Source organism: Anaerobutyricum hallii DSM 3353, assembly GCF_000173975.1.
Classification (GTDB): Bacteria; Bacillota; Clostridia; order Lachnospirales; family Lachnospiraceae; genus Anaerobutyricum; species Anaerobutyricum hallii.
The window spans coordinates 1-25,725 of sequence record NZ_ACEP01000109.1 but is presented as its reverse complement, the minus strand read 5'-3'; the positions used below and the strand labels follow the sequence as shown (position 1 = coordinate 25,725).

General features: G+C 36.6%; 19 protein-coding genes. 4 read left to right on the top strand and 15 right to left on the bottom strand.

Features of this window, described 5'->3' with window-relative positions; all coding sequences use genetic code 11:
* Positions 1–3: 3 nt before the first annotated feature.
* The 8 genes from EUBHAL_RS11150 to EUBHAL_RS11115 all read right to left on the bottom strand — a co-directional run bounded on the left by EUBHAL_RS11150 (position 4) and on the right by EUBHAL_RS11115 (position 11,767).
* On the bottom strand, positions 4–345 hold the full coding sequence (locus EUBHAL_RS11150; protein ID WP_242648786.1) for a hypothetical protein: 342 nt from the start codon (positions 343–345) through the stop codon (positions 4–6).
* Positions 346–398: 53 nt separating this feature from the next.
* A complete protein-coding gene (gene pelG / locus EUBHAL_RS11145) occupies positions 399–1,841 on the bottom strand; it encodes an exopolysaccharide Pel transporter PelG (protein ID WP_005349550.1) in 1,443 nt (480 codons plus the stop codon).
* A 70-nt stretch (positions 1,842–1,911) separates the two neighbouring features.
* A complete protein-coding gene (pelF, locus tag EUBHAL_RS11140; protein WP_005349549.1) occupies positions 1,912–3,393 on the bottom strand; it encodes a GT4 family glycosyltransferase PelF in 1,482 nt (493 codons plus the stop codon).
* A 33-nt stretch (positions 3,394–3,426) separates the two neighbouring features.
* Positions 3,427–5,253 (bottom strand): DUF2194 domain-containing protein, encoded by a 1,827-nt coding sequence (locus EUBHAL_RS11135; protein ID WP_005349548.1) that lies wholly within the window; start codon positions 5,251–5,253, stop codon positions 3,427–3,429.
* 4 nt (positions 5,254–5,257) lie between these two features.
* On the bottom strand, positions 5,258–7,579 hold the full coding sequence (locus EUBHAL_RS11130; protein ID WP_044923180.1) for a hypothetical protein: 2,322 nt from the start codon (positions 7,577–7,579) through the stop codon (positions 5,258–5,260).
* Positions 7,580–7,598: 19 nt separating this feature from the next.
* Complete coding sequence (locus EUBHAL_RS11125) at positions 7,599–8,507, bottom strand: hypothetical protein (RefSeq protein ID WP_242648785.1); 909 nt, start codon at positions 8,505–8,507, stop codon at positions 7,599–7,601.
* Positions 8,492–10,681, bottom strand: coding sequence for an NAD-dependent epimerase/dehydratase family protein (locus EUBHAL_RS11120; RefSeq protein ID WP_005349543.1), 2,190 nt, complete (start codon positions 10,679–10,681; stop codon positions 8,492–8,494). Before EUBHAL_RS11120 ends, EUBHAL_RS11125 begins: the two co-directional genes overlap by 16 nt.
* Before the next feature lie 42 nt (positions 10,682–10,723).
* Entirely contained in the window at positions 10,724–11,767 is a 1,044-nt protein-coding gene (locus EUBHAL_RS11115; RefSeq protein ID WP_005349541.1) for a Stealth CR1 domain-containing protein, read from the bottom strand.
* 82 nt (positions 11,768–11,849) lie between these two features.
* Here EUBHAL_RS11115 and EUBHAL_RS17310 point away from each other — a divergent pair, with 82 nt between their 5' ends.
* Positions 11,850–12,008, top strand: coding sequence for a DUF6783 domain-containing protein (locus tag EUBHAL_RS17310; protein ID WP_005349540.1), 159 nt, complete (start codon positions 11,850–11,852; stop codon positions 12,006–12,008).
* Here the strand turns inward: EUBHAL_RS17310 and EUBHAL_RS11110 are convergent.
* The 5 genes from EUBHAL_RS11110 to EUBHAL_RS11090 form a co-directional block, all read right to left on the bottom strand.
* Entirely contained in the window at positions 11,980–12,180 is a 201-nt protein-coding gene (locus tag EUBHAL_RS11110) for a phospholipase D-like domain-containing protein (RefSeq protein WP_005349537.1), read from the bottom strand. The two genes, EUBHAL_RS17310 and EUBHAL_RS11110, sit on opposite strands and share 29 nt — an antisense overlap.
* Before the next feature lie 126 nt (positions 12,181–12,306).
* Positions 12,307–13,029: a hypothetical protein gene (locus EUBHAL_RS11105; RefSeq protein WP_005349536.1), complete on the bottom strand. Its 723-nt coding sequence runs from the start codon at positions 13,027–13,029 to the stop codon at positions 12,307–12,309.
* A 304-nt stretch (positions 13,030–13,333) separates the two neighbouring features.
* Positions 13,334–15,172: a glutamine--fructose-6-phosphate transaminase (isomerizing) gene (gene glmS / locus EUBHAL_RS11100; RefSeq protein WP_005349533.1), complete on the bottom strand. Its 1,839-nt coding sequence runs from the start codon at positions 15,170–15,172 to the stop codon at positions 13,334–13,336.
* Between the two features lie 24 nt (positions 15,173–15,196).
* The gene (gene glmM / locus EUBHAL_RS11095; RefSeq protein ID WP_005349532.1) at positions 15,197–16,582 is read right to left on the bottom strand and encodes a phosphoglucosamine mutase; all 1,386 of its coding nucleotides are present in this window, start codon (positions 16,580–16,582) and stop codon (positions 15,197–15,199) included.
* 25 nt (positions 16,583–16,607) lie between these two features.
* The gene (locus tag EUBHAL_RS11090) at positions 16,608–17,159 is read right to left on the bottom strand and encodes a VanZ family protein (RefSeq protein ID WP_005349531.1); all 552 of its coding nucleotides are present in this window, start codon (positions 17,157–17,159) and stop codon (positions 16,608–16,610) included.
* A 445-nt stretch (positions 17,160–17,604) separates the two neighbouring features.
* On the opposite strand from EUBHAL_RS11090, the gene EUBHAL_RS11085 reads away from it, so the two are divergent.
* Positions 17,605–19,077, top strand: coding sequence for a nucleotide sugar dehydrogenase (locus tag EUBHAL_RS11085; RefSeq protein ID WP_005349530.1), 1,473 nt, complete (start codon positions 17,605–17,607; stop codon positions 19,075–19,077).
* Between the two features lie 148 nt (positions 19,078–19,225).
* Positions 19,226–20,311, top strand: coding sequence for a GDP-mannose 4,6-dehydratase (locus EUBHAL_RS11080; RefSeq protein ID WP_005349529.1), 1,086 nt, complete (start codon positions 19,226–19,228; stop codon positions 20,309–20,311).
* Positions 20,312–20,374: 63 nt separating this feature from the next.
* On the opposite strand, the gene EUBHAL_RS11075 is transcribed toward EUBHAL_RS11080, so the two are convergent.
* Positions 20,375–20,926, bottom strand: coding sequence for a hypothetical protein (locus tag EUBHAL_RS11075; RefSeq protein ID WP_044923177.1), 552 nt, complete (start codon positions 20,924–20,926; stop codon positions 20,375–20,377).
* Positions 20,927–20,981: 55 nt separating this feature from the next.
* Positions 20,982–21,893: a tyrosine-type recombinase/integrase gene (locus EUBHAL_RS11070; RefSeq protein ID WP_005349526.1), complete on the bottom strand. Its 912-nt coding sequence runs from the start codon at positions 21,891–21,893 to the stop codon at positions 20,982–20,984.
* Between the two features lie 101 nt (positions 21,894–21,994).
* Between EUBHAL_RS11070 and EUBHAL_RS11065 the strand changes: the two genes are divergently transcribed.
* Positions 21,995–25,725 (top strand): SIR2 family protein (locus EUBHAL_RS11065; RefSeq protein ID WP_005349524.1); only part of this gene is annotated, 3,731 nt, incomplete at its 3' end.

Sequence of the window (25,725 nt, the reverse complement as noted above, 5' to 3'; positions counted from 1 at the left end):
TTTTTATTTTTCTTTCTCTAATTTTTCCAGTTCTTTGATGATTTTCTCGTAATCATTGTTTAATAAAGAAACCTGCATGGCAAGCTCCTGATCTTTTCTTTTCAGGATAGAAACCTGCGTACTGATAAACCATAATCCCCACAGAACACCTGACACAATTATTATAGTCAGAATCAGTCCACGTGTACTGACATAACGCTTCATCTGAGATGGATTTAAAAGTGCACCTGAAAGAATCATTAATGCAGACAAAAACACCCATGCAAGACAAAATGGTTCTGTCATCTTTCTCTTTGCAAGTGACAGAATTGCCCTCACAACCATAAACACTCCTGATACGATCACAAATAACCTCAGTATATCTCCCACTTCCATTTTTTTCTTTCGTTCCTTTCTTACTATTCATATCTGTCAAATACTTTTGGTGACGGACAATCACCTTTTTTCTTCTTCAGCAGATGACCGTTACAAAATATATGGACATCCAGATGTTTCTCCATCCACCGAAGTCTTCCATAAGCCACTGTCCATCCGGCAAAGCTCCCGACAACAAGCCCCGCCCCATACCATATCTCTGTAAAATGAGAAGATATTATACTTCCCACCAGTGTGATAAGGCAAAACACCAGTCCCGTCAATACGCAACCCTTCATGTCATTAAAATAATACATGAAAATAATCTCCGCATACATCAGAAACAAGATAAAATATCCTGACGCCAGACAGGGATATATCCTCATTGTCATTCCTCCAAAACCAAGCTGCGGAAGAAAAATCATACAGATCAGAAAGATCACCAGCGTAATAATAAACTGCACTCTGGCAAGACTCATAAGCTCTTCGGAAAGAGCACGGAACATCCCCTTCTTTGTAATATCAATATCAGCTCCTCTTCCACCGATAACGGCTTCTGAATATGCTTTATATCTGCCATGAAAATACATCTCAACTCTACTGATAAAGATAACACTTGCAGAGATATTTGTAAACATTGCAAGACAGGTTGCCATATCATATGTTGTCACACATACAAAAGATTTTACTACTATCATGTGAAGATCTGTTGTCCAGAAAACAAAATTGTGTACATAAAGTCCTAAAATGTAAAGAAAATTTGTAACCACCAACGGCCAATATTCCTTAAAATAGACCAGAACCTGTCTGTATTTTCCACTGTTTTCCTTAAAATAACTCCGGACTACCGACATTTCCAGACAGGCGATCAGCCAAAATCCAATTGTCAGCGAAAACAGCATTCCATATGTAATACCCCAATGAAATACTTTTACAAGCAGAAAAGATAAAAACACTGTCACTGTCATACCAACGGCAAAGAAGAATGATATTTTTTTGTAATCCTTACAGATAGATAGGTACAACATAGAATAGAACACAAGAACCAGGGCAATGTATCCGCAATAACCTGTAAAAACATAAATAATATCCACTTTTCCAACCAGATACTCCCGGATACAGAATGGAATTCCCACAAGAGCACTCAGTGAAATATTCAAAAGCATGCCCACATAATAGCACGGCAAAATATCTTCATATGTCTCTTCATAGATCACATCTGACATATATTTGGATAATACAGAGTTAAATGGAGACGACGTAAGCAGGGAAAAAATAAATATATACAGAACCGTACAGGAAAACAGTTCTCTTGTAACATAACCTACTGAAGAGAAATCCAGAAAATACTCCATGATCATAAGCGCACCGATCACCAGCAGCATGGGGGCGATCGTAACGACCATACTGTATCCCGCGCCTATGATATCAGTAGTCAGCGTATTCTTTTTATAGATATTTGTAAGTTTTACACCTATTCCTGCCATATGTCCTCTCCATCCCGTAATTGCTTATCTTATGTTTGTTATCCCGATCTCAGTCACATTATGATTTCATTTACATCATCTTTTCATGCACACTGATCTGAAAGGGTTCCTCTGTCCACGAAAGATTCTGTCTGTCTGAAAATCCTTTGTATATTTCTCTGTATACTTCCTTCATCTGATCAATCCTGTAAAGTGCATTTACACGTCTGTATCCTGCTTCTCCCATACACCTTCTGTCTTTCTCATTTACAGACATGGTAACCATTGCATGGGCGATCTCTTCTATATTCATAATGTGTGTGAGGATTCCCGCTTCCCCAAATCCGTCATTATTTCCATAGATCAGTTCCCTGCAATTTCCCACATCTGTGGCAATTACAGGTTTGTGAGCCGCATAACTCTCAAGGATTGTCAAAGGCTGTCCTTCACTGATACTGGTAAGCAGTGTGAAATCCATCTTGCCCAGGTAATCCTTTACATTAACCCTTCCTGTGAATTCCACATCCTGAACCCCAAGGGATTCTACCAGATCATAACATTCTTTTGCATATTTTTTATCTTCATCTGCCGGTCCCATAATCCAGAGCTTCATATTTTTTACTTTTTTTTTGGCAAAAGCAAATGCCTGTATCATGGTTTTAACATCTTTGATAGGAGTTACACGAAGTACAGCCCCGGCATTGATAAACTGCTTCTCTTCTTCTGTCTTGCCGGGAAGATCTGCAAGCGTCTGTGTATTGATCCCATTTGGTGTCACCCTGATCTTCTCAGGCGGACATCCCAATTCCATCTGCAGGTCCTTTGCATGGTCATACAGACAGGTTACCATATCTGCCTTTTCATATGCAAGAAGTGACATCTTCTTAAACTGTTCAATCCAGATATTCTTATATACTCCCCTTACCCAGGAAGCTTTGATCAGTTCTTCCTCCCTTTCTCTGGTATAAATCCCATGCTCGGAGATCAGTAATGAACTTCCATGAAAATGTTTTGCCATACTTCCAAGAATTCCAGAATAACCGGTGGCCACACAATGATACAAATCCGCCTTCGGTACATCCATTCTCAGTGCCCAGAACATCGGCAGATAAATGGAGCGCAGCGTCCAGAGGAAATCCGAGAAATTAATATTTGAATAATTACGGTCATAGCACTCCCTGGCAATCCTGAAGAAATCCTCTCCCATAAGAAAAGCATCTACAGAAAGATGCTTTCTGTGAAACAGGTCAAAAATCACACCCCAGTCTGTCCTCCGGTTCAGCACCATATTCAGCATTTCGTCATATTCTTTATGAGAGAGATGGACTTGCCTTAAAGATTTTCTTTTTCTGTTTCCGCTTTCCCATTCACAGTCATCCAGATATACTTCATAAACCTGTGTAAGGTTTTCCGGCAGCTCATAGACAAATTTCCCCCTGAAGGATCTGTTCGCCACAATTGCCAGCAATATAAATTCTACATTCGGAAAAGATCTGATCAGACTGTTGATCCAGCCGGAAACACCTCCGACCACATATGGGTAACAGCCCTCTGCCACAATACAAACTTTCATACTTTTCTGCTCATTTCCTCTCTGTCATAACAGCTATCTGTCATAATGAAGTCCTGATGTTTTTATCTGAATCTTCACAGTAGTATCCTGCGCCTGGATCAGATAAGTTCCATCTTCTATTTTCTTTTCTGTACCGCCTTCTATTTCTGCGATTTCTTCTCCATGCGTCCTGAGAAGAAACCAGCTTCCTTTCTCAGAAGTTTCCAACGTAATCTCATTCTCTGTTCTGGACTCTGAGAAATCCAGATTCAGAAAAGTTCTGATTCTAGTGTTGCTTTCTGAAAGAGTCATACTGCCAAAACCTGTAAAGTTTTTCCAATAGGTGAGGATATTACTGGAAAAATGCTTCTGCATAATCTGCCATCTGTCAGTTTTCTGCTGCGGCCAGAAAATATCATGCATATTTAACATAACATTCGTATATGCCAGCGAACTCTGGATACTTCTCATCCGAATATCATCACTATAACTGTAATTCATCCCATCACTTGTCACAGACTGTAAAGTTACAGAATCCGTACAATAAGAAACCACCGGCTCTTTCTCTGTATATTCACATACCAGTGTACTTACATTTTTCAACAATTCAGTATTCATCAATCCTGTTATCGTATCCAAATCCCTTTCTTCCGCAAAAGCAGCTCCATATTTATAACTGCTGTCCGATTTCTGAAAAAAGTCTGCATCCTGATCCAGTTTTTCCCGCAAAGAACCTGCATTTTTATACTCAAGAGAAAGTCCTACTTCCGCTTCCTGCTCTTTCATCTGCTTCAGGTAAAATATCATATCTTTTGTATCCGGCTCTATACCATCTTCATAATCTGCCTGTGGCTGCATAAAGCAGGTCATTTTCAGCTTTCCTTTTTCTACAATGGATACCAGTGATGGCCACATAATATCTCTGGTCATACCTGTCACAGACTGACTGTACAGTTTCATCATTTCTTCATCATTCTCATCTGCAAATGCCGGAAAATTAATCATTGAGAGATTCTGGGCATTTACTACCGGATAAATATAATACTCAGAAGCCTCTGTTATCATACCATTCAACAGTCCCAGTGCTGTGCTGTCCTTCATATAGTCTCCCACTATACAAAAAACACTTCCACCCTTGATTCCATTTCTCCACAAAATCGTAGGAAGATCTTCGTTCTCCACCTGAGTTTTTTGTTTACTATGATCCAAAAGTCCGACCATATATGTTTTCGTACCGCTTCCTACCTGATACCATGGTATCTCCAGCTGCAGATCCTGACGTTCTTTCTCTTCTTTTTCCTTCGGAGTTTCATAGACTACTTCTCCGCCCAGCAGAAGACCTTCAAAAAGTTTCACACCTGTCAGTTTTGTTTTCTCAGACACAACCTTATAAATCCCCAGAAAATCCATCAGTTCCTGATTTTTTTCAATATTCTTTGGATTTTCCAGACATCCAAAAACAATGATCACACCTTTTTGTTCCAGTTTCTCTAATTTTTCCAGATTATCACCAAGTGCATATTTCTCTGATTCCAGTATCAGCATCCCCGGCAATGCCTTATCATTCTCCTGGTAATCCTCCAGATTTCTGCACTGTGCCATATCCCACTTTGCATAAATGCACCATCTGCTTACGGCTGTAGCCATATCCGATGAACTGTCTCCCACAAAAAGAGCATAGCTTCTGTCTGTTGTTCTGACAGCCACAGGATCTATCTGTTTAATTTTCCAGACATTTTTACCATCTTTCTGCCTTGTCGTGAAATTTGAATTTACATCATATGTGTTCTGTCTGTCTCTGATAACCATAGAAAACTGAAACAAAAACAAAAGAACAAACATCATGATTGTAATACTGAAAAATTTTCTTTTGGAAACCATTATATTAATTTTTATCCTCCTGTGTCCGGAACTGATTATAACCGTAATCTATTGCAAAATTATACTGATGATACATATTTTGTGGCATTACATAACACACAAAATCTTCTGATTCATAATATACCTTCATATCATTGGGATATCTCTCCTTAAATGCCTGTGCCCAGTAATACATCCGGGACATCAGAATCCATCTTCCCTCTCCCTGATACATAGTTATTCCACCTGAATTTGGTAATGACTGGCTGGCTGCCTTTTTCGAAATGGACTGACCACTGCCTGAGTAAAGTACCGCATAATTCAGCGGGATTTTTTCTATAAAAAAGTATACATTCTTTGTCGGAATAATCAATTTAGTGTCTTTATTCATATACTCCATATTTCGAAGGAAGGTAATTGTCTCGTAATGCCAGCCATGATCAAGCCCCATCTGTGTCTCATCATTTGCTGATACAATCGTCCATGTCTTGTCTTCATTTTCTTTAATAATATTCGACAGACACGTCAATGCTCCATTAGATACATAATCTGAACCAAATCCCGGCATTTTGATCATTCCCTGATGGAGCATACTCCCAACAATGAACACAGTCAAGATAAAAGATAACACATTTCGCGGAATTGTAAATAAACGATGCATAAAAATCAGATAAAGAATTCCATCCATCAGAACTGTCAGCGTTAATATCAGAAGATACACATAATAAATACTACATCTGGCAGGATCCATCAGCATCGGAAGTCCGAGCCCTGATGCACAGAGCAGCAATGTGAGAATTCCCATACAGAATCCTGCTGACATAAGCATCTCACCATAAGTAGTCTTTCGCAGGATAATAAATATCAGACCAAGCAGAATGACAACTGCAATTCCGATAAGTACCGCATATGCACACCATTGTTCCGGCAAGTTTATGATAAATTCCCCGATACGCTGAGCCATCATATTCCAGGTGTTTTTTATTTTCTCCGGAATTTCTCTGACTTTATCTGCAAAAGTGGATTCAGGAGTTTCCGTCATATTTGTCTGCATTGATTTCGCATTATTACTTTTAATATTATTCTTCGAGTTTTCATTCAGACGCGCTGCCATCTCTTCCATGGTTATATCCTCTGAAGAAGCTTCTTCATCCTCAGTATCTGATTTGCCACCATTGATGACGCTTAATCCCCAGCCAAGTGAGCCCTGCAGAGGTGTTCCTCCTGCAAATGCAATCCCCATAGGAAGCACAGCCAGAAATACACTGATAATACCAGTCATCATAATTCGTTTAAAATACTCTTTATTCAGGAAGCGCGGACAAAAACCGACAGCAATTCCAATACAGCAAAGCCCTGCAATCATAGTTCCATAAAAATGAATCGCCAGAGTCAGCGCAAAAGCCAGTGCAAAGCATCCTGAGAGCAGCTTTGTTTCTCTGGTTTTCAGTTTCTCCTTCTCTGTCTGAAAAAAACTGATCAGGAAGTAAACAGACGGAATCACAAAAATCATTCCGAATTCCTGGGGCAGTGATGCCCCAAAACGACTATATGTCTGTTTTGCCCAGAGATTTCCCAATATATATACAAGCACTCCTGCATATGGCAGATACAATGATCTGCATAACAATTTCATCACAGCAAGAAGTACCATATGAATAAAGAATACCTGTACAAGATAGAACACACACAGAATCGCATACGTATCAACCCTAAAAACTGTATGAAGATAATATATCATACAGTGAAATCCAAACGGATATACACCATCGGAAAAAAGATTTCCTCTGACCATCTCATTAATCCAGTTCAAATGTACCGGTATATCTGAAGCACAATATCCATAAGTGAGCAACAGGTTTCTTCCATAAATCCAGAACAAAGCTATAATAACTGCCCCTACCAGAATCCACTGAAGCGTATTACAGATTACTTTGTAATAAAACAGACGGACTAAGCGTTTTAATACTGCACTAATCCTGTTACAGACTCTGTATAAAGCCCCCCTCATTCCCATACTTCCCTGAAGTATTTTCTTACAGATAATTCCTGTCTTTATGCAGAGTTCTCTTAGAGAAACCCTGTTCACCCTGCTCCAGATCAGAATCCCTGGTACAGCAGTAAACAATACAAGTGCCCAGAAACCTGAAATATGCAAAAGCTGGACTGCAAACACAATATTTATAATATAAAAATTTCCAAATGTATAACACATCAGAAACTGCTCTGACAGTCCTCTGCCTGCCAGTATCCGACGAAACATAATCGCAGGTAACAAAACTGTTAAACCTGTATAAGCAGCAAATATACCTGCAAATCTTAATATAACCAGAGTTGTCATTGACATATCTGTTCATCCTTTTACTCTACATAAATGTTCTGATCAGTTCAAGGGTTTCATTATCAATCGCAATATCCGAATCTCGAAGTTCCTGCATAACCTGAAAGAACTTCTCTTTCTTTCCACATGAGAAATAGAGTTTCATCTGACAGGTATAGCTGGACAAAACTCCCGGATATTGTTCCATTGCCCGGTCACACCACAGTGTGCATTTCTCATAATCCTTTACTTCCAACAGGCGCTGGCAGACCTTTTCATAGACAGTACTGCTGATTTTTATCTTATCAAGTTCCCAGGCTTTTTGCAACACCTCCTGCATCCTCTCTGCCATGGAACGCTGTTCCAGATTTGTAAGTACCTGCTGTTCCAGAATCGGATTCATATATTCAACAAGTTTTATACAATTTTCCACCTGCTGTTCATTTTCTTCCTGGCATAAAAGATAATCTGTCTGTACTTTACTTCGAAAATCATTCAATACATCCTGAAGAACAGATGCTGCATAATGGGCAGTCTCTGAATCCTCGCTGTTTAATGCCAGATTAATCGCCGCAAGAGAATTGCGGTAATCTCCTCTGATCACATTCAGCATCAAAGTACGAAGGCTCTTCTTATCTGTAACTTCCAGGGCTTCTTCCAAAGAGACCATATTTCTCTCCATTTCCTCATCAGGACGGTGGAAATTCTCTTTCCTGTCTTTGCTAAATACAACGTCCGACAAATCCATACCCTGGGAAGAAAATAACTTAAAAAGCAGGAATGACAGGAATACAAACGCAGGACCTGTCACCGGACATAAAAGCATCATAACTGCCTTCATCCATACACTTCCGATTTTTTCTTTTCTGCGGATATAATTCCAGATCAGATAGAACACAACCACGATCAGATTTATGATCAGCAGGAAAATAAACAGCTTCATTCTCTGTGACATACTGACATCATCTCCACGTATTCTGTTTTATAGCCATTCTTCTCAAATCTGTCCTGTACAATAACAGCACCCTCTCTGGTTGTGTTAGTAAGCAGGACATACAGATTTCCATCAGGCAGCATTCCCATGTAATCACTGTCCCTCATATATCCGGACATCTGCTCATCCGTTTTTTGATATTCCGAGTTCTGAACATCTACTTTAATTAATACACATTCTACAAGATTTTTCAGTTTTGCCTTCATATATGCCTGAACCAGGGACTCAAATGCTTCCGGTTCCAGGATTCTGGAATTCTGGCTATAACGCTTCTCTTCCAGTGCCTGCATATATCTCTGTGCCCTGAGGACTGCATTCTGAATCAGATAGCTGACGACTGTAAGAAAATTGGCTTGTCCAAGGGTCATTTTTTCCCAGCTTAGTCCCCACATCATAACGATCATCTGTACCTCTTCACCTTCGTAGATTCCTCTTGCCATAAGTGGATACTGCTCATCCATTTTCTTATTAATATATACCTTCTGCTCTTTTAATGCATCATAAATGTCCGTCATCTCCCTGTAACGGATTGAATTTCCAAGACTTCTCGCCTTTTGGGAACTTGCAGAAAAGATACGGGCATAATCTTTACTGACCACATTATAGAGGGCTACATCCTTTGTCTTCATAAGTTTTCCCAGCATTTCCACTGCATAGAAAATAACCTCATCCGGCATACGCTGTTCCAGTCCTGCTGTAATGCTGTAAATTTTACCGATACTGTCCTTATGGTCGATCAGCTGCTGCTCCATGACCTCTTTTACACGGACATTACTTTCATTGATATCCCGGATATCCACAATCTGTCTGTGCAAATGTTCTTCCAGTTCCTGACTCTCTAGGCGCATGATACGTATCTGGTCTCTCATATATCCTACTACAAGCCCCAGGATAAAAAGCTGTGCGATCCAGACATAAGTGTTATAATCTATCAGTACCGCAAAACTACTTCTGGTATACATCTGCCGGAACATATAACCTGCAACTGCTAATATTGCAGAAAACGTCGCCTGCTGCTGCCCATATACAATTGCAAATAGCAGCACATACAAAAGAAACGGATCCAGATTTGCAAAATATTCACTGCCCACAGTCCTGTTATTCATCATGAAAAACGGAACAAAACATACCAGATTCTCGAAAAACGGAAAAAGTGTCCTGATCAGCCATTTCCATTTTTCATAAAGCATTTTCCACCATGAAAGCTTTAAGTCATCCCCCTTCAGGAAAACAGATTCATGTTTCTTCATATAAGAAACCATGTCTTTTATATTCTTCTCAAGATTACCAAATGCATGAACTCCAAATTCTCTTTCAAAACGATTGCCCGACAAAACACATCTTCCATTACTGTCGGAAAAAGCGACAATATTCGATTCGATTTCCATAGCTTTCTGAATCATAGCTGCAAGTTTTACTTCACTTACTACATCATTAGAAGATAAATTATAAAGACTATATTTGTGGTTGCTGGTTTTTATAAACTGGTAAATATACTCTACTGCATCATTTTCATAGAGAAGTGAAAATGTATGGTCTGTTTTTGCCTTAATATGCCCGTCACACATGCAGTTCAGACACATATCTGCACAAATATTATTTACGTCTTTTCTCTCTTTCGGAATATTGTAGAGATGATCCAGACGCAAAGTTATAATATCCAGACTTCTGTTGATTCTGAAATTATCGCAGATCTCTTCTGCCTGTGACAGTGCATCCGCTCTGATTCCCACTCCGGAAAAGGGTTCTTCTTCCTTTATATCTTCCGTGTAGTTTCCATTATAAATTTCATCTGAAGAAAGAAAAATCAATCTTTTTTTGTTTTTTACTGAATAAGCAACCAGAATATTGACAAGATGAGAAATAAAAAGAACTATCTCTCTTTCCTCCCCATCCCAACGGTAATTTGTATCAAACGCACCCATAAGAATTGTTACATCTGCATTTACACTTTCCAGAATATCATTCAGATTCTCGCAATCATAAGAAAACTCGTATTTTTCAAATACTCTTTCATATTTATTATGTCTATACTTATCTCCCGTCAGCAGAAAAACTCTGTGTCCCTCTTTTCTTAGTTTCAGGATCATACTGTTTATCAGACTGCAGGAACCTCCGACCAGCAGAATATTCATTTTTATACCTTTCTTATCTTAATTCCGTAACTCAAGTATCTCTCAGATATTATTTTCAAAAGATGATTTTTCCGAAAAAACCTGTTCAAAAGCCTGATTAATTTCTTTTTTTACTTTCTCAAAATCAATCTCATGATTACTGTCGTTAATACAGATTATTTTCTTTTTCTGTCTGAGAATACTTCGCACTAATCTGTCATTCGTCTGCTCTGCATCATAATATCCGCATATTTTCTGTACATTCTCCGGAACAAATTCTCCACTCAGTTTCTGATATTCCCGCAATACATACTGGCTCACATCTTCCCTATGTCTGAACGGATGACTGCATACATCAGACAATAATTCCGGTTCCAGCTCCCATAATTTCTGATAAGTACTTTTCTTAAGAGGAGACGGTCCATGTACCGTATAAAACCCGGTAAATCGTTGAAAAGCCAGTTCTAATACATTGTACAGAAAATACATCGGAGGATATCCTATATGAAAATATGCCCATGGCTGCTTCTTTATATTACTGCGTTTATCAAAATACTTCGCCAGCAACATTGTATTATTTAAGTAAATGTATGGCATTGTCGGATCATCCACATTTGCTACATCCGGCTGAAGTGCTAACATATCTATCGGTTTTTCATCTTTAAAAAAATCTTCCATATAAACGGGTTTCAACAGAAACATATCATCATTAAAATAGACAAACTGTTCTGTTAACCCTGGAATTCGATGGAAATTCCATTCAATCGTATGTGAATTAAATGTAGGGAGAAATTTTTGAGGGATAAAATCTTCATGGCAGACAATATTCAATTTCGGATGTTTTGTATTCAGCCATTGAGGAATATGTCCCCATGTGACAAAATGAACCTTTCTCACCCATGGCGCATATTTCTCCATCCCGCGAAACCAGTACCGGAGATTATCCCAATCTCTGTACCGTTCTTTTCTATCATCCGTATTTACAGATATATCCATATCTGTGTGTCCCAGCCTTGCAGTCTTTTCTCTCTTCCATTCCAGGTCATTTCCATCTACCCAGGTAATAACAAAATCTATATCCTGCGTGTTCTTATCTACTTTTCTCATGTATTATTCCCCACATATCACTTTGTAAGCATAAGTATACCATATCTGTTTAGCTTATTACAAATAAAAAGAATGCTGTTTTATGAGACTCTTATACTCACAGAAACAGCATTCCTACCTGTCGTTTAAATTAATTTTATTTTCTCATACAAACTCTGAAGTTCCCGCAAAGCAGGGCGTGCAGGTTGTGGGAATGATTTTTCAAACACATTCTAAAGCAGCTGCCGAAGAGGACGAATGATAATCCTGAGCACACCGTAGTATAACTTCTTTTTCCGATTCAACACTTTCCCCTGGTACTTTGCGCCTTCGGTTTCCTGACCGTTTGCAAGTACCTCTTTGCTTTTTTCCATATAATCTGATTCTGTTTCGTGAATCTGCTGACTCAGTTTTTCGCTGTCAATTACCAGCATCAGTTCCGTATAGAATATATACGGATTGCCTACAAACAAGGAATCATTGATGCATTTTCGATTTTACGAGAAACGCTTTAATATATTCATGTTAATCCAATCACTCGTAGGCAATGAAGCAGGGATTTATCTCTGCTTTCCCATTTTCTTCTCTATTGCTTCCGGAACTCGGATCAAGCCAAATCGCCATAGTATCGGATAAATATATGAAACTCCTCTAATATCTCCAAGTGCCTTCGGTTTCTTCACTTCTTCTGAAATCCTCTTACTATTTTCAAATGCCAGCACCACACTACTCCAGGCAAGGCTCTTACTTTTCTCTCTCCGGTCTATCAGCAGCTCTCTGTTATACTCTCCGTTTTTGCCAACCTTTAATTTATACCGAAACGGTAATCCTGTTGCCGTTTTAAATGGATACTCCTGAAATGCAATAACAGCCTGCCACAAATTTTCCTCTGAGGGTATTTCCTGTAGAAGCCGAACCTGCTCTTGTCTATTCTTATATGTCCGGCATCGCTCCGCATTTAGACTTATCTCTGCTGCATTATAAAGCCCCTTAATGTAGGGCAGATAGGAATGAACCGATGCTCTGGAAAGACCCGTGAGTTTCATAATCTCCGGAATCTTTTTTCCTGACTGATGCAGATCATTGATTTCTGTACATATATCTGATGTGAATACATCGGCAGTAATAAGTAGCTTACGGAGTTTAAGCAGACTAATATTTAACTCATCTGCCAGTGATCTTAAGGAATCTGCTTCTTCATAGGCATCTCTTAACTCTTGAAGAAAATTGTTAAATTGAAGTTCTGGATTATATTCTGGTTTCTTTTTTGGTCTTCCTGCCATTTTCAACTCCTATTTCCATGTGAATCCAATTGTCTCAGAACTAAAACAGAGGATCCCCTGCCATCCTACAAACTAATGCTCCGATGGCTATCCTCTGTTTTTTATTTTATTTTTCACTTCTTTGTTTTTAGTAATATCTATATCCAATAATAGATGACTTCTTCTATTGTTCCACTTTAAAAACATTATAGCACAAATCTGAAAACTGAAATGCACCCTTTGTACTATACCCATGAATTCTTATAAAACAAATTCGTCTGCCTTTAAAGTTTCTCTTTGACAATCTACATAAGCAGAAATAAATTTACTCCACCGTCACACTCTTCGCCAGGTTACGTGGCTTATCTACATCCAATCCCTTAGCTACACTGATGTAGTATCCTAACAGCTGTAATGGGATTACAGCAAGGGATGTTGCAAAGTGTGGGTCGATTTTCGGGATGTATACAGCGAAGTCTGTACTGTCTTCGATGTTATACTGTCCAAAGGTTGTGAGCCCCATAAGGTATGCGCCACGGCTACGGCATTCTACCATGTTGGAGATGGTTTTCTCGTAGAGGTCTGGCTGTGTGAGTACGCCGACTACGAGGATATCATCTTCGATGAGGGAGATTGTACCATGTTTTAATTCGCCAGCTGCATATGCTTCTGAGTGGATGTAGCTGATTTCTTTCATCTTTAAGCTTCCTTCCATACAAATGGCATAGTCGATTCCTCGTCCTACGAAGAAGACATCATGTGCGTTTGCCTGTTTGGATGCGAACCACTGGATGCGTTCTTTGTCTTCGAGAATCTTGGCGATCTTGTCTGGGATTGTCTGTAATTCGGCAATCATATTTTTATATGTTTCATCAGAGATTTCTCCACGTACTTTTGCGAACTGAAGGGCAAGTATGTAGGTTGCCATGAGCTGTGTGCTGTAGGCTTTTGTTGTTGCTACGGCAATTTCCGGTCCGGCAAGTGTATAGAATACGGAGTCTGCTTCTCTGGCGATAGAGGAACCGACTACATTTACGATTGCCATTGTGCGGACACCTTTTTCTTTGGACTCTCTGAGTGCTGCAAGGCTGTCTGCTGTTTCTCCTGACTGGCTGATTACGATTACAAGACCTTTTGGATCTAATAATGGATTTCTGTAACGGAACTCGGAACCAAGTTCTACACGAACAGGAATCTTAGCAAGGTCTTCGATTACATACTGGGCTGCAATTCCTACATGGTAAGCAGAGCCGCAGGCTACGATGTAAATCTGGCTGATATCTTTGATTTCTTCTTCGGAAAGTCCAACAGAAGACAAATCAAACTGTCCATCCTTTAATACAGAATTTAATGTATCACCCACTACTTTTGGCTGTTCATGGATCTCTTTCATCATGAAATGTTCAAAGCCTGCTTTTTCTGCTGCTTCTGCATCCCATTCGATCGTCTTTAATTCTTTTTCGATTTCTTCGCCGTCAAGGTTATAGAAAGTAATCTCTCCCTTTCTTACACAGGCAAGTTCCATGTTTCCGATGTAGTATACATTTCTTGTATACTTTAAGATAGCTGGTACATCGGATGCGATGTAGGACTCTCCATCTTCGATTCCAAGAATCATTGGGCTGTCTTTTCTTGAAACATAGATTTCTTCCGGATAATCCTTAAACATTACAGCAAGTGCATAAGAACCACGAATACGAACCATTGCATGATTAATCGCATCGATTGGTGTTCCTTCATACTTTTTGTAGTAGTAATCTATTAACTTTACTGCAACTTCGGTATCTGTCTCAGAATAAAATACATATCCTTTGCGAGTTAGTTTTTCTTTTAATTCTAAATAGTTTTCGATAATTCCGTTATGTACAGCTACTACATTGCCGTCATCACTTTTATGCGGATGTGCATTGTTCTCAGATGGTTCTCCGTGTGTCGCCCATCTGGTATGACCAATACCACAGCTTCCTTTTACGGCTGTTCCGTTATCTGTCTTCTCTGCGAGGGCTTTTAAACGGCCTTTTGCCTTCACTACCTCTGTTTCATTCTCTCCATCGCGTACTGCGATTCCGGCAGAATCATATCCACGGTACTCTAACTTGGACAGGCCATCTAATAAAATCGGAGCTGCCTGCTGTGCTCCTGTAAATCCAACAATTCCACACATACTTTTAATTCCTTTCTCTGACTGTTATCTGGTTGCTTCTTTTTCATTGATGACAGCAACAACTTCGTCCACATATGTATGACAGATTTCTTCCGTCTCTGCCTCTACCATGACACGAATTAATGGTTCTGTTCCGGATTCACGAACAAGGATTCTTCCGGTATCTCCCAATGCTTTGGCAACTTTATTTACAGCAGCCTGCACATCTTCATCTGCCTGTGCCACTGCCTTATCTTTTACCTTTACATTGACCAGAACCTGCGGATAAATATGTAAATCCTCTGTAAGCTGGCTCATCTTTTTCTTTTTAGCCATCATAACTTCCATCATCTTCAGGCTGGTAAGAATTCCATCCCCCGTTGATACATACTTTGAAAAAATGATATGACCGGACTGCTCTCCTCCGATACGGCATCCGTTCTTTGTCATATATTCATATACATATTTATCTCCAACTGCTGTCTTGGCATAGCCAATTCCCAGCTCATCAAAGGCTTTATAAAGTCCAAAATTCGACATAACTGTCGTCACAACTGTATTGGTAAGCAGCTTACCTCTTTCCTTCATATATCTTCCGTAGATATAAAGAATCGCATCTCCATCTACGACATTTCCCTTTTCATCTACACACAGACAACGGTCTGCATCTCCATCGTAGGCAAATCCAACATCTAATCCATTCTCTACCACATATTTCTGTAGTCCTTCAATATGTGTGGAACCTGCATCTCTGTTAATATTTGTTCCATCTGGCTCTGCATTAATAATATAAGTCTTTGCTCCAAGACTGTCAAAAATCTGCTTTGCCATATTCCAGGAACTACCATTTGCACAATCCAGCCCAACCTTCATTCCCTTAAAAGAATACAAACCAAGAGAGATAAGATATCCCATATAACGATTACGTCCTGCTGCATAATCCACCGTACATCCGATTGCATCCCTATGCGCAAAAGGAATTTCTTCATACTTCTGACCAAACACTTCTAACTCGCCATCAAGATATGCTTCTACAAGATGAATTGTAGCCTCATCCATCTTCTCTCCATTGCCATTAATCAGCTTGATACCATTATCATAGTATGGATTATGGCTGGCAGAAATCATGATACCACAATCAAAATCTTCTGTTCTTGCCACATAAGCCACTGATGGCGTTGTTGTTACATGCAAAAGATACGCATCCGCACCAGATGCTGTAAGTCCCGCAACCAGTGCATACTCAAACATATAGCTTGAACGGCGGGTATCCTTACCGATGACAATCTTAGCCGGTGCATCATCACCAGCCTGCTTCTTTAACTGTCCGTAATACCAGCCTAAAAAGCGACCTACTTTACGTGCATGGTCTACTGTTAAATTCACATTTGCTTCCCCACGGAAGCCGTCAGTTCCAAAATATTTTCCCATATTTTCTCCCCAAGTATCTTCATTTTTACTCTGTTTGTAAGTTACTATTTATTAATTTTTGAAAGAGTAACCCTGCAAGCATACTCCCCAACATACATCCAAATCCATTGTGTATCATATCATCAAACTCAAAAAGTCCTCGACATAATACAAGCTGCAAAACTTCTATAACTGCTGATGCTATTAACCCCATAGCAAGTCCCTGCCACCATCTTAATCTTTTATAAAAAGGAAATGGAAGCAATAAACCAAATGGGAGAAGCAATGCAATATTCAAAAGATTCTCTTTAAGCATTTCCCTGCTATGATAGAAAATCACGTCTTTCCATGACCAGAATACTTCTAATTCATATGCATGATATCCTTGATTTTTCCTTGTAAATACTGTTGATTCTAAAACAATACAATAATAAGTAAATAATAAAAGCCCTGCAATAATCTGGACTCTATTTACTTTACCACATTTATACAAAAAAATATAAACAAAAAATAACAATATTAACATGATAAAATAGCATATAATCTCAAAACTACTCCACGGCCGGTTATGTTCTATAAAAATCTGATATAAATCCATTGTGTCCTCAAACAATTATCCCTTAACTTATTTGGAAGCGTAAAAGTATTCTCCTTTATATATTTATTAAAAATACTTTTATCCATTGTCATTACTCTAAAAAAATATTTACTTTCATATGTTTTCGTTTTATCTTATCATTTTCGGCCTCTCAATTCAACCATTTTTTATTTATTTTCCCTGTAAATTCCATTTTATTTTAAGTAACTCGTTCAAAACTCTAAATGCCACAACAAATTCTATTTTAAATAACACCCAATTCCATTTTTTATGTTTTTTCTTTCTATTTTTTCATTTTAATTGACATTTTCATTTATAACTGCTATTATACTAAGCGTTTTAATCGCTAACAAAAATAACTACTATATAAAACACAATCATATGTACTCTCGAAACCTTTTTATACTTAATTTTGAGAGCGTCTTAATAACAATAGGAGAAAAACATGAAAAAATTATCCATTACCAAAATGGCAGACACCATTATTGCCAAGAGAAAAGAACAGAAACTCACTCAGGCACAGCTTGCAGAAATGACCGGCATCAACCGAGGCATGATTAGCCGTTTAGAAAGCTGTGACTACACACCATCTATCGACCAGCTTCAATCTATTGCTGAAGTGCTTAACTTTGAAGTAGTTGATTTGTTCGAAGATGACAAAGTAACATCCAGCAAGCCAGTTCTTGATAAAAAGTACAATATTGCTGTTGCCGGTACTGGTTATGTAGGACTTTCCATTGCTACCCTTCTTTCCCAGCACAATCACGTAACAGCAGTTGATATCATTCCAGAAAAAGTAGATCTTATTAACAACAGAAAGTCCCCTATTCAGGACGATTACATTGAAATGTATCTCGCAGAAAAGGAACTTGATCTTACTGCTACACTTGATGGTGAAGAAGCATACAAAAACGCTGACTTTGTTGTTATTGCAGCTCCAACCAACTATGACAGCAAGAAAAACTTCTTTGACTGTTCTGCTGTAGAAGCCGTTATTGAACTTGTATTAAAGGTAAATCCAAATGCAACTATGATTATTAAATCAACAATCCCAGTTGGATATACTGCATCTGTAAGGGAAAAATACAACACAAAGAACATCATCTTCAGCCCAGAATTCTTACGCGAATCAAAAGCCCTTTACGATAACCTCTATCCATCAAGAATCATTGTATCCTGTGATGAAGAATCAAGAGAAAAAGCTGAAACATTTGCCAAACTTCTTCAGCAGGGTGCTATCAAAGAAAACATTGATACTCTTTTCATGGGATTCACAGAAGCAGAAGCTGTTAAACTCTTTGCCAACACTTATCTTGCACTCCGTGTATCTTACTTCAACGAACTCGATACATACGCAGAATCAAAAGGCTTAAATACACAGGAAATCATTAACGGTGTATGTCTTGACCCACGTATCGGTACTCACTACAACAACCCAAGCTTTGGATACGGCGGATATTGCTTACCAAAAGACACCAAACAGCTTTTAGCAAACTTCAATGATGTGCCACAGAATATGATTTCTGCCATCGTAGAAAGCAACCGGACAAGAAAAGACTTTATTGCTGACCAGGTACTAAATATGGCCGGTGCATATGAAGCAAACAGCTCCTGGGATCCAAGTAAAGAGGGTGAAAAAATCATCGGTGTATTCCGTCTTACCATGAAGAGTAATTCCGATAACTTCCGTCAGTCTTCTATCCAGGGTGTTATGAAGAGAATCAAAGCAAAAGGTGCCAAAGTAATCATCTATGAACCAACTTTAAAGAATGGCGAAACATTCTATGGTTCTGAAGTCGTAAATGACTTAAAGAAATTCAAAAAGAACAGTCAGGCAATTATTGCAAACCGCTACGATTCTTGTCTTGATGACGTAAAAGATAAAGTATACACAAGAGATATTTTCAAAAGAGATTAATAAAAAGCAAATGTTGATGTATCTAACGCTTCCTATCAGAGAAGTGGCAAAAAAATATAGTGGCAATAATAGATACTCAGAAATCCGGTACTTACCCGTCAAAAAGCAATAATTAAGATATGCAAGAAATAACAATGGAGAAAATAAAATGAATCACATCGATTTAAAAAATAAAACCGTTTTCGTTACAGGTTCTGCCGGCTTTATTGGCAGTAACCTTGTTCTCGAACTTTTACGAACACAATCTCCAATCCACATCATCGGACTGGACAACATGAATGACTACTATGATGTCAACATTAAAGAATGGCGTTTAAAAGAAATTGAAAAATGTGTTGCTGAACACAATGATTCCACTTACGTCTTCTACAAAGATGACCTTGCCAACAAAGCAATCATTGATAAAATCTTTGCTGAACATAAACCAGATATCGTTGTAAACCTCGGAGCACAAGCTGGTGTACGCTACTCCATCACTAATCCAGATGCATACATCCAGTCCAATATGATTGGCTTCTACAACATTCTCGAAGCCTGCCGTCATTCCTATGACAACGGAGAAGAAGGCGTAGATCATCTCGTATATGCATCCTCTTCCTCCGTCTATGGAACAAACAAAAAAGTTCCATACAGCACAGAAGATAAAGTAGATAATCCTGTATCCCTCTACGCAGCCACAAAGAAATCAAACGAACTGATGGCTCACGCATACAGCAAACTTTATAACATTCCATCTACCGGTCTCCGCTTCTTCACCGTATACGGACCAGCCGGCAGACCAGACATGGCATACTTTGGATTCACAAATAAACTTCTTAAAGGAGAAACTATCCAGATCTTCAACTACGGTAACTGTAAACGTGACTTCACTTACGTTGATGATATCGTAGAAGGCGTAAAACGCGTTATGCAGGGTGCACCTGAAAAGAAAAATGGAGAAGACGGACTACCAATTCCACCTTATGCTGTATACAATATCGGAAACAGTAATCCAGAAAACCTCTTAGACTTTGTCACAATCCTTCAGGAAGAATTAATCCGCGCAGAAGTACTCCCTGCCGATTATGACTTCGAAGCACACAAAGAACTCGTTGCTATGCAGCCAGGTGACGTACCTGTAACATTTGCAGATACAAGCGCACTTGAAAGAGATTATGGATTCAAACCGGATACAAGCTTGAGAACGGGACTTAGACATTTTGCGGAATGGTATAAGGAGTTTTATAACGTGTAATAGGTTATGTATTTCATTAGCTAATTTAAGGATGTAGGGCACTGATTCTACATTCTTAATTAGCTAATGTAAAACTTTAGATTTGTTGGCAAATTGCTTATAATAATCCTCTGCAAGTTGAAGTATTTGAATATCTCCATTTAACGTATCCATTAACGCCCTGTTCGCCTCTGCCTCCTGCATTTCTCCAAATATACATACATCATTTAACAAATATAAAATATATTTAAAGCACTTTCCATAAATATCAAGATTAGAAAAATCTTTAGACCACTTAAACATCGCCATCAAAAAACCTATAACGGTAGATTCAAATAGTTCATCTATATGTACAAAAATTGGATTTTTTTCATCATTATATATATAGCTGTTAATAGACTTTTGGTAATTGTTTCGCAATTCCACTTCCGTACCGGTATAACCATACTCCTTAACAAAATATTTCTTTACTATTTGAAACATTCTATGTAAATTATATCGCTCTAAATTTTGCTTTAACTCCCCTTCTGTAAAATAATCAGGGAAATATTGCATCATCATTTTTATCCCATATTCTTCATTTTTCAAAGAACTACCACCAAATTTAAATATTGTATAATCATTTGATGATACCATAAATTTCTCTCCTTCCACCTTCTCTATAGTTACTGAAAAATGAAAAATAAAATACTTACGCAGCCCTTATCTGCATTTTATTTCTCGGATGCATCTCTCTTAATATATCTGCCTGCTTTTGAGAGGAAACATGTATATATATTTGTGTTGTTTTAATAGAACTATGCCCTAAAATTTGTTGTACACAACTGATATCCACTCCTTCTTCAATCAAATATGTCGCAAACGAATGGCGAAACATATGAGGAGTAATATTACGTTCAATTTTAGCCTGCTTTGTATATTTTTTCAGCATTAGCCTAATGGACTGCTCTGTAAATCTACTCTTTCTCTTATTTATAAAAAAATATCCACACGCATGAATCTCTTCTTTGTTTTCCGTATAATATCTATTTAAAAGTTCTATAACTGATTCTTCTCCAATTTGAACAATCCTCTCTTTTCCCCCTTTCCCCATAAATCGTATTACTCCAGATTCCAAATTAATATTCTCAATCCTTATATTTGCTATTTCATAAACCCTTGCTCCCGTAGCAAAAAAGACTTCAACAACTGCTACATCCCGTAAAATAAATCGCTGATTCTTTTCCGACTCTCTCAGTTCTTTATACATACAATTAAGTAATTTTTCTATTTCCTCCCGAGGAATAATTCTTGGCAATACACGTTCTTCCTTAAACTTTGTATGTACACGCCTCATTGGATTTTCTTCAATTATCTCTTCCTCTTCTAAATATGCATAAAAAACTTTCAGAGATGCAATTTTTCGTTTAACCGTTTTCTGTTTATATTTTTTATGCAAATAAGTAATATATCTTTCTATTTTTTCTTTCGAAGGTTCCTCTCCCTCTATAAATTCTACAAACTGACGTAAATCAATTCTATATGCTTTCAATGTGTTCCAATCTAACTCTTTTCTATATTCGCAATATTCCAAATACATGTTTATCGTTTCCTGTAATTTCATATTTGTATCCTCCAAAGCCTTTTTTGTAAGTCTAGCACAATTTTAATGATGGATAATACTTAATTATCTATAGAAAGAAATTTTTACGTAATGGAGGCAGAATGTATAATTCAGATACTATATTAAGAAAATTAATTCAACAGCTAAAAAGTTATTATAATTCTGAAACAGAAGGAGTTACTGTAATTATTGGTGCTGGATGTTCTTTAAGAAGTTCATCTGATGATATTTCAACAGAAGGAATTGTAAAAGACATAGTTAAAAAGCATTTAAAAGAAGATCAGGATCTTCCCGATACATGGACAGAATTATATTCTTTATTTGTAAATAATGTTTGGACGGGTCAAGGTGAACAGGATAGAATAGATTTATTAGCACCTTATTTTAAGAATCTAGAGCCTTCTAAGGGATATTTGGCAATTCGAAACCTAATTAAAACAGGCTATATAAAGAATATAATTACTACAAATTTTGATCCTTTGATTGATGAGATTTTAAAGGACATTCCTCATAGAACATTTATTGATGGTTTAAAAAAAGAATCTTTTTCTGATGATAATTTTTCCATTAATTTTGTTAAAGCTCATGGTGATTTTCAACATGGAAATCTTCGTTTTGCCCCAGATGAATTACGACGATTATCTCCTGAAATTGAAGCGGTCATTCATTCTTTAACAAAAGGAATTGTAATAGTTGTAGGTTATAGAGGTCAGGATATTGGTATTATGAACGCTTTAAATACATCAAAAGCACATTGTGCATTTTGGGTAAGTCCTGAAAAGCCTGATTTATATGATCAGTATTCAAATGGCAGTATTGATACCTGGATGAAGACACGAAATTCAGAGTATAATTTTATTAATGGAGAAAAAGGAGATTTTAATGTTTTATTTCCATTCATAGAAAGTAAATTACAAGAAGTACCTAAACAAGAGATTAAAAGTCTAAAATTATGGAAGAAAAGTTCTTTATATAATATAATTTCCACAAGCGAACGTGCATCGATAGTCTTTTCTAATTTACTCAAAATAGAAGATGAAATTTTAAAAGAGTATATATGGACAGTCAAGGAACCTTATTTTTGTGTGGACTCTACAACTTTGTTATCAATATTAATTACGGTTTTACAGGATAAACTTGATTTTCAAAATGATATTACAAATGAAATAGAAGCACTATTACTTGCTACTGCATTAACAATTTTTTCGCAAATACAAGGATATCCTATTTGTGTTGATCAATATATATATATTATTAAAGAAAAATATAGATATTTGCAAAACATTCCTCAACCTGACGATAATTTCTGGAGTATATTAAAAGAGCTTTTGGCTGAAAAAGAAATTATTGAAAAAGAAAAGTTTTTTGAAATATCTATAACTGTCGATTCAACTAAACTTTTTTATTATGTTTTAAAAAAAGGCATGTTTTCTAAAATGCAATCATTATTTATCTTGATTCAGCAAATATTACTTTTTCAAAAAACAACTTGTGAGAAAAAAGATATAATTTCAACATCGCATAGAATAAAATTAATTTTGGAAAATTATTGTAAAGAAATCAAGTATAGTTCTACCTCAACCAAGATTTTTTTTGAGAATATGACTCCCCAGGATGATAATGTGTTAGAGGGATATTTTCGTAATATAATGAAGGCTCAAACACGTGAACTAGTAGGTAAATCCCGAACATATTATATAAAACCTGATATATATATTTATTATGAAGTAGACTTAGAAAATAATCGTCTTACTAGTTTATATGACGAGTTTTATAACAGAGCTAATACATTAACAGAAGAGTTTTTATCAGCAGTTCAATTTAATAATTTTATATTACCTGACACAGTTGAAATTTTAAAAAGATTTATAGTATCCGATAACTCAGGTTTAATAATTACAGGCGTAAGTGGAAGTGGAAAAACGACAGCTCTCGCTCATTGGATAAAAAACCTACAAGCATCAGATGAATATTTAATTCTTCCATTCTCCGGTAAAAATCAGTTGACGAAAAATGGACTTCAGTCTTTTTCTGACTGGCTGAGTGAACCTTTAAAATTACAGGAGATAAATGAACTTTTTTGTTGCCGAAAGAAAACTCTGCTTTTAGTTTATGATGCAATTAATGAAATTCCAAATACTTTTGATTTTTTACAAAATATATATAATCAGCTAATATGTTTTGTTGAGAAACTATCAACACATAAATATAATAATATAAAAATGATACTATCACTTAGAAAAGATGTCTATATGCAATTAAATGATAATCATGCTGTGGAACCTAGAGAAGGCATTTTTTTCCCTACAATATTACCTAATAGAGAAATTTCGCTTACCTATGAAATTAGCCCTTTTTCAAAAGATCAGGCAGTTAAATTTTTAATGGATTCTACAAATCAAAGTCAAGAAGTGATTACTACATTATATGATGAGTTTTCTGGAATTTTACAAATGCCTATTTATATTAAGCTTTTTGCAGATGCATTTACTTCGTTTTCCAATTTAAATGAAAATAATTTTGGAGAATTGATATCTAGGTGGTACAAAATATTATTACAGAAAATATCGGAGAATAATACACACCAAGACGAATTGGTAGTAGTAATTAATGAAATAATTTTGTCAAAATATCAGTATATTGACGAGAACGTATATATAAAAAATATTGCTAAACGGTTAAATTTAGAGGAAAAGATAATTATAAAAGATGTGAATTTATTTGCTGAGGCAGGAATTTTAACATATAAAAGGGTAACCAAAGAAATAAATTTTTCGCATGATGTATACGAACAGATTTTTTTAACCCAATATTTAATGAAGATAGAATATCCAGAAGATTTCTGCTGTAATATATTAGAAAAGCAAATCAATATGCATATATTGTCATTAGCGTTAAAAGATTATTTACTATTTCAAAAAGAACTAAATCAAGAATATTATTTTGAAACATTAATAAAATTCATATCTAAAAACCATAGTTTGTTAAATAATTGTATTATCGAGAATGCGTTATTACTAAATGAAAATAGTTCAATAGAAAATCATTGGAGTATTTTATTTCAAAAAATTGATTATAATATAGGTTTGAACTGTCATAAGTATATTTTGCAACTTATTTTAGATATTCTTAATACTAGAATAGATAAACATAGTTTCTTTTCTAACTCAACTTTAAACGAACTTCGGCCGCTAGTTATACAACCAACATATATAATGAATTCACAGAAGGATCAGGCCTTTTTTGAATTTATTAATGCTAAATATTGGTATACCTTTTCATATAAATTTGAAAATGATGTTTTAAAAGATGCACAAATATATTGCATAAATGCGAAAAAATTACTTCTATCATCTGATTCCAATATAAGTTTATGTGATGATATAAACTTTTTATATGCTATACTATTAAGATATGAAGGGAAACTTGTTGAGGCAGTTAACACTTTACAAAAAGTTCTTCAAAATCAAATTAAATTTTCTGTTCCAGATAAGATCTGCAAAACAGCTCTTGAACTGGGCGCTATTTACAGGGAACTAACTAAATTTGATGATGCATTAGGTTTATATAAAAGTATAAAAAAATTGTACAGAGATTTTCCTCCGTATTGGGATACACGTTTACAATTAAATATGGGAATTATATACAAAAACAAGCAACAAGTTAAAAGTGTAAATTATAAGTTAACTAAAGATGACTTTAATGATTTCAAAATTACCCAACAGTTATTTTTTAACGTGTATAAGTATGCCTGTTCAACAGATGATGTATTATTAAAATTAGAGATTTTGGCAGAGTTAATTGAATTATGTGCACTTGCACGACATTATGA

Coding starts and splice junctions, on each gene's coding strand:
- pelG (WP_005349550.1), bottom strand. CDS start 1,841: ATGGCAGGAATAGGTGTAAAACTTACAAATATCTATAAAAAGAATACG.
- pelF (WP_005349549.1), bottom strand. CDS start 3,393: ATGAAAGTTTGTATTGTGGCAGAGGGCTGTTACCCATATGTGGTCGGA.
- EUBHAL_RS11135 (WP_005349548.1), bottom strand. CDS start 5,253: ATGGTTTCCAAAAGAAAATTTTTCAGTATTACAATCATGATGTTTGTT.
- EUBHAL_RS11130 (WP_044923180.1), bottom strand. CDS start 7,579: ATGTCAATGACAACTCTGGTTATATTAAGATTTGCAGGTATATTTGCT.
- EUBHAL_RS11125 (WP_242648785.1), bottom strand. CDS start 8,507: ATGTCACAGAGAATGAAGCTGTTTATTTTCCTGCTGATCATAAATCTG.
- EUBHAL_RS11120 (WP_005349543.1), bottom strand. CDS start 10,681: ATGAATATTCTGCTGGTCGGAGGTTCCTGCAGTCTGATAAACAGTATG.
- EUBHAL_RS11115 (WP_005349541.1), bottom strand. CDS start 11,767: ATGAGAAAAGTAGATAAGAACACGCAGGATATAGATTTTGTTATTACC.
- EUBHAL_RS17310 (WP_005349540.1), top strand. CDS start 11,850: ATGAGACTCTTATACTCACAGAAACAGCATTCCTACCTGTCGTTTAAA.
- EUBHAL_RS11110 (WP_005349537.1), bottom strand. CDS start 12,180: ATGCTGGTAATTGACAGCGAAAAACTGAGTCAGCAGATTCACGAAACA.
- EUBHAL_RS11105 (WP_005349536.1), bottom strand. CDS start 13,029: ATGGCAGGAAGACCAAAAAAGAAACCAGAATATAATCCAGAACTTCAA.
- glmS (WP_005349533.1), bottom strand. CDS start 15,172: ATGTGTGGAATTGTTGGATTTACAGGAGCACAGCAGGCAGCTCCGATT.
- glmM (WP_005349532.1), bottom strand. CDS start 16,582: ATGGGAAAATATTTTGGAACTGACGGCTTCCGTGGGGAAGCAAATGTG.
- EUBHAL_RS11090 (WP_005349531.1), bottom strand. CDS start 17,159: ATGGATTTATATCAGATTTTTATAGAACATAACCGGCCGTGGAGTAGT.
- EUBHAL_RS11085 (WP_005349530.1), top strand. CDS start 17,605: ATGAAAAAATTATCCATTACCAAAATGGCAGACACCATTATTGCCAAG.
- EUBHAL_RS11080 (WP_005349529.1), top strand. CDS start 19,226: ATGAATCACATCGATTTAAAAAATAAAACCGTTTTCGTTACAGGTTCT.
- EUBHAL_RS11075 (WP_044923177.1), bottom strand. CDS start 20,926: ATGGTATCATCAAATGATTATACAATATTTAAATTTGGTGGTAGTTCT.
- EUBHAL_RS11070 (WP_005349526.1), bottom strand. CDS start 21,893: ATGAAATTACAGGAAACGATAAACATGTATTTGGAATATTGCGAATAT.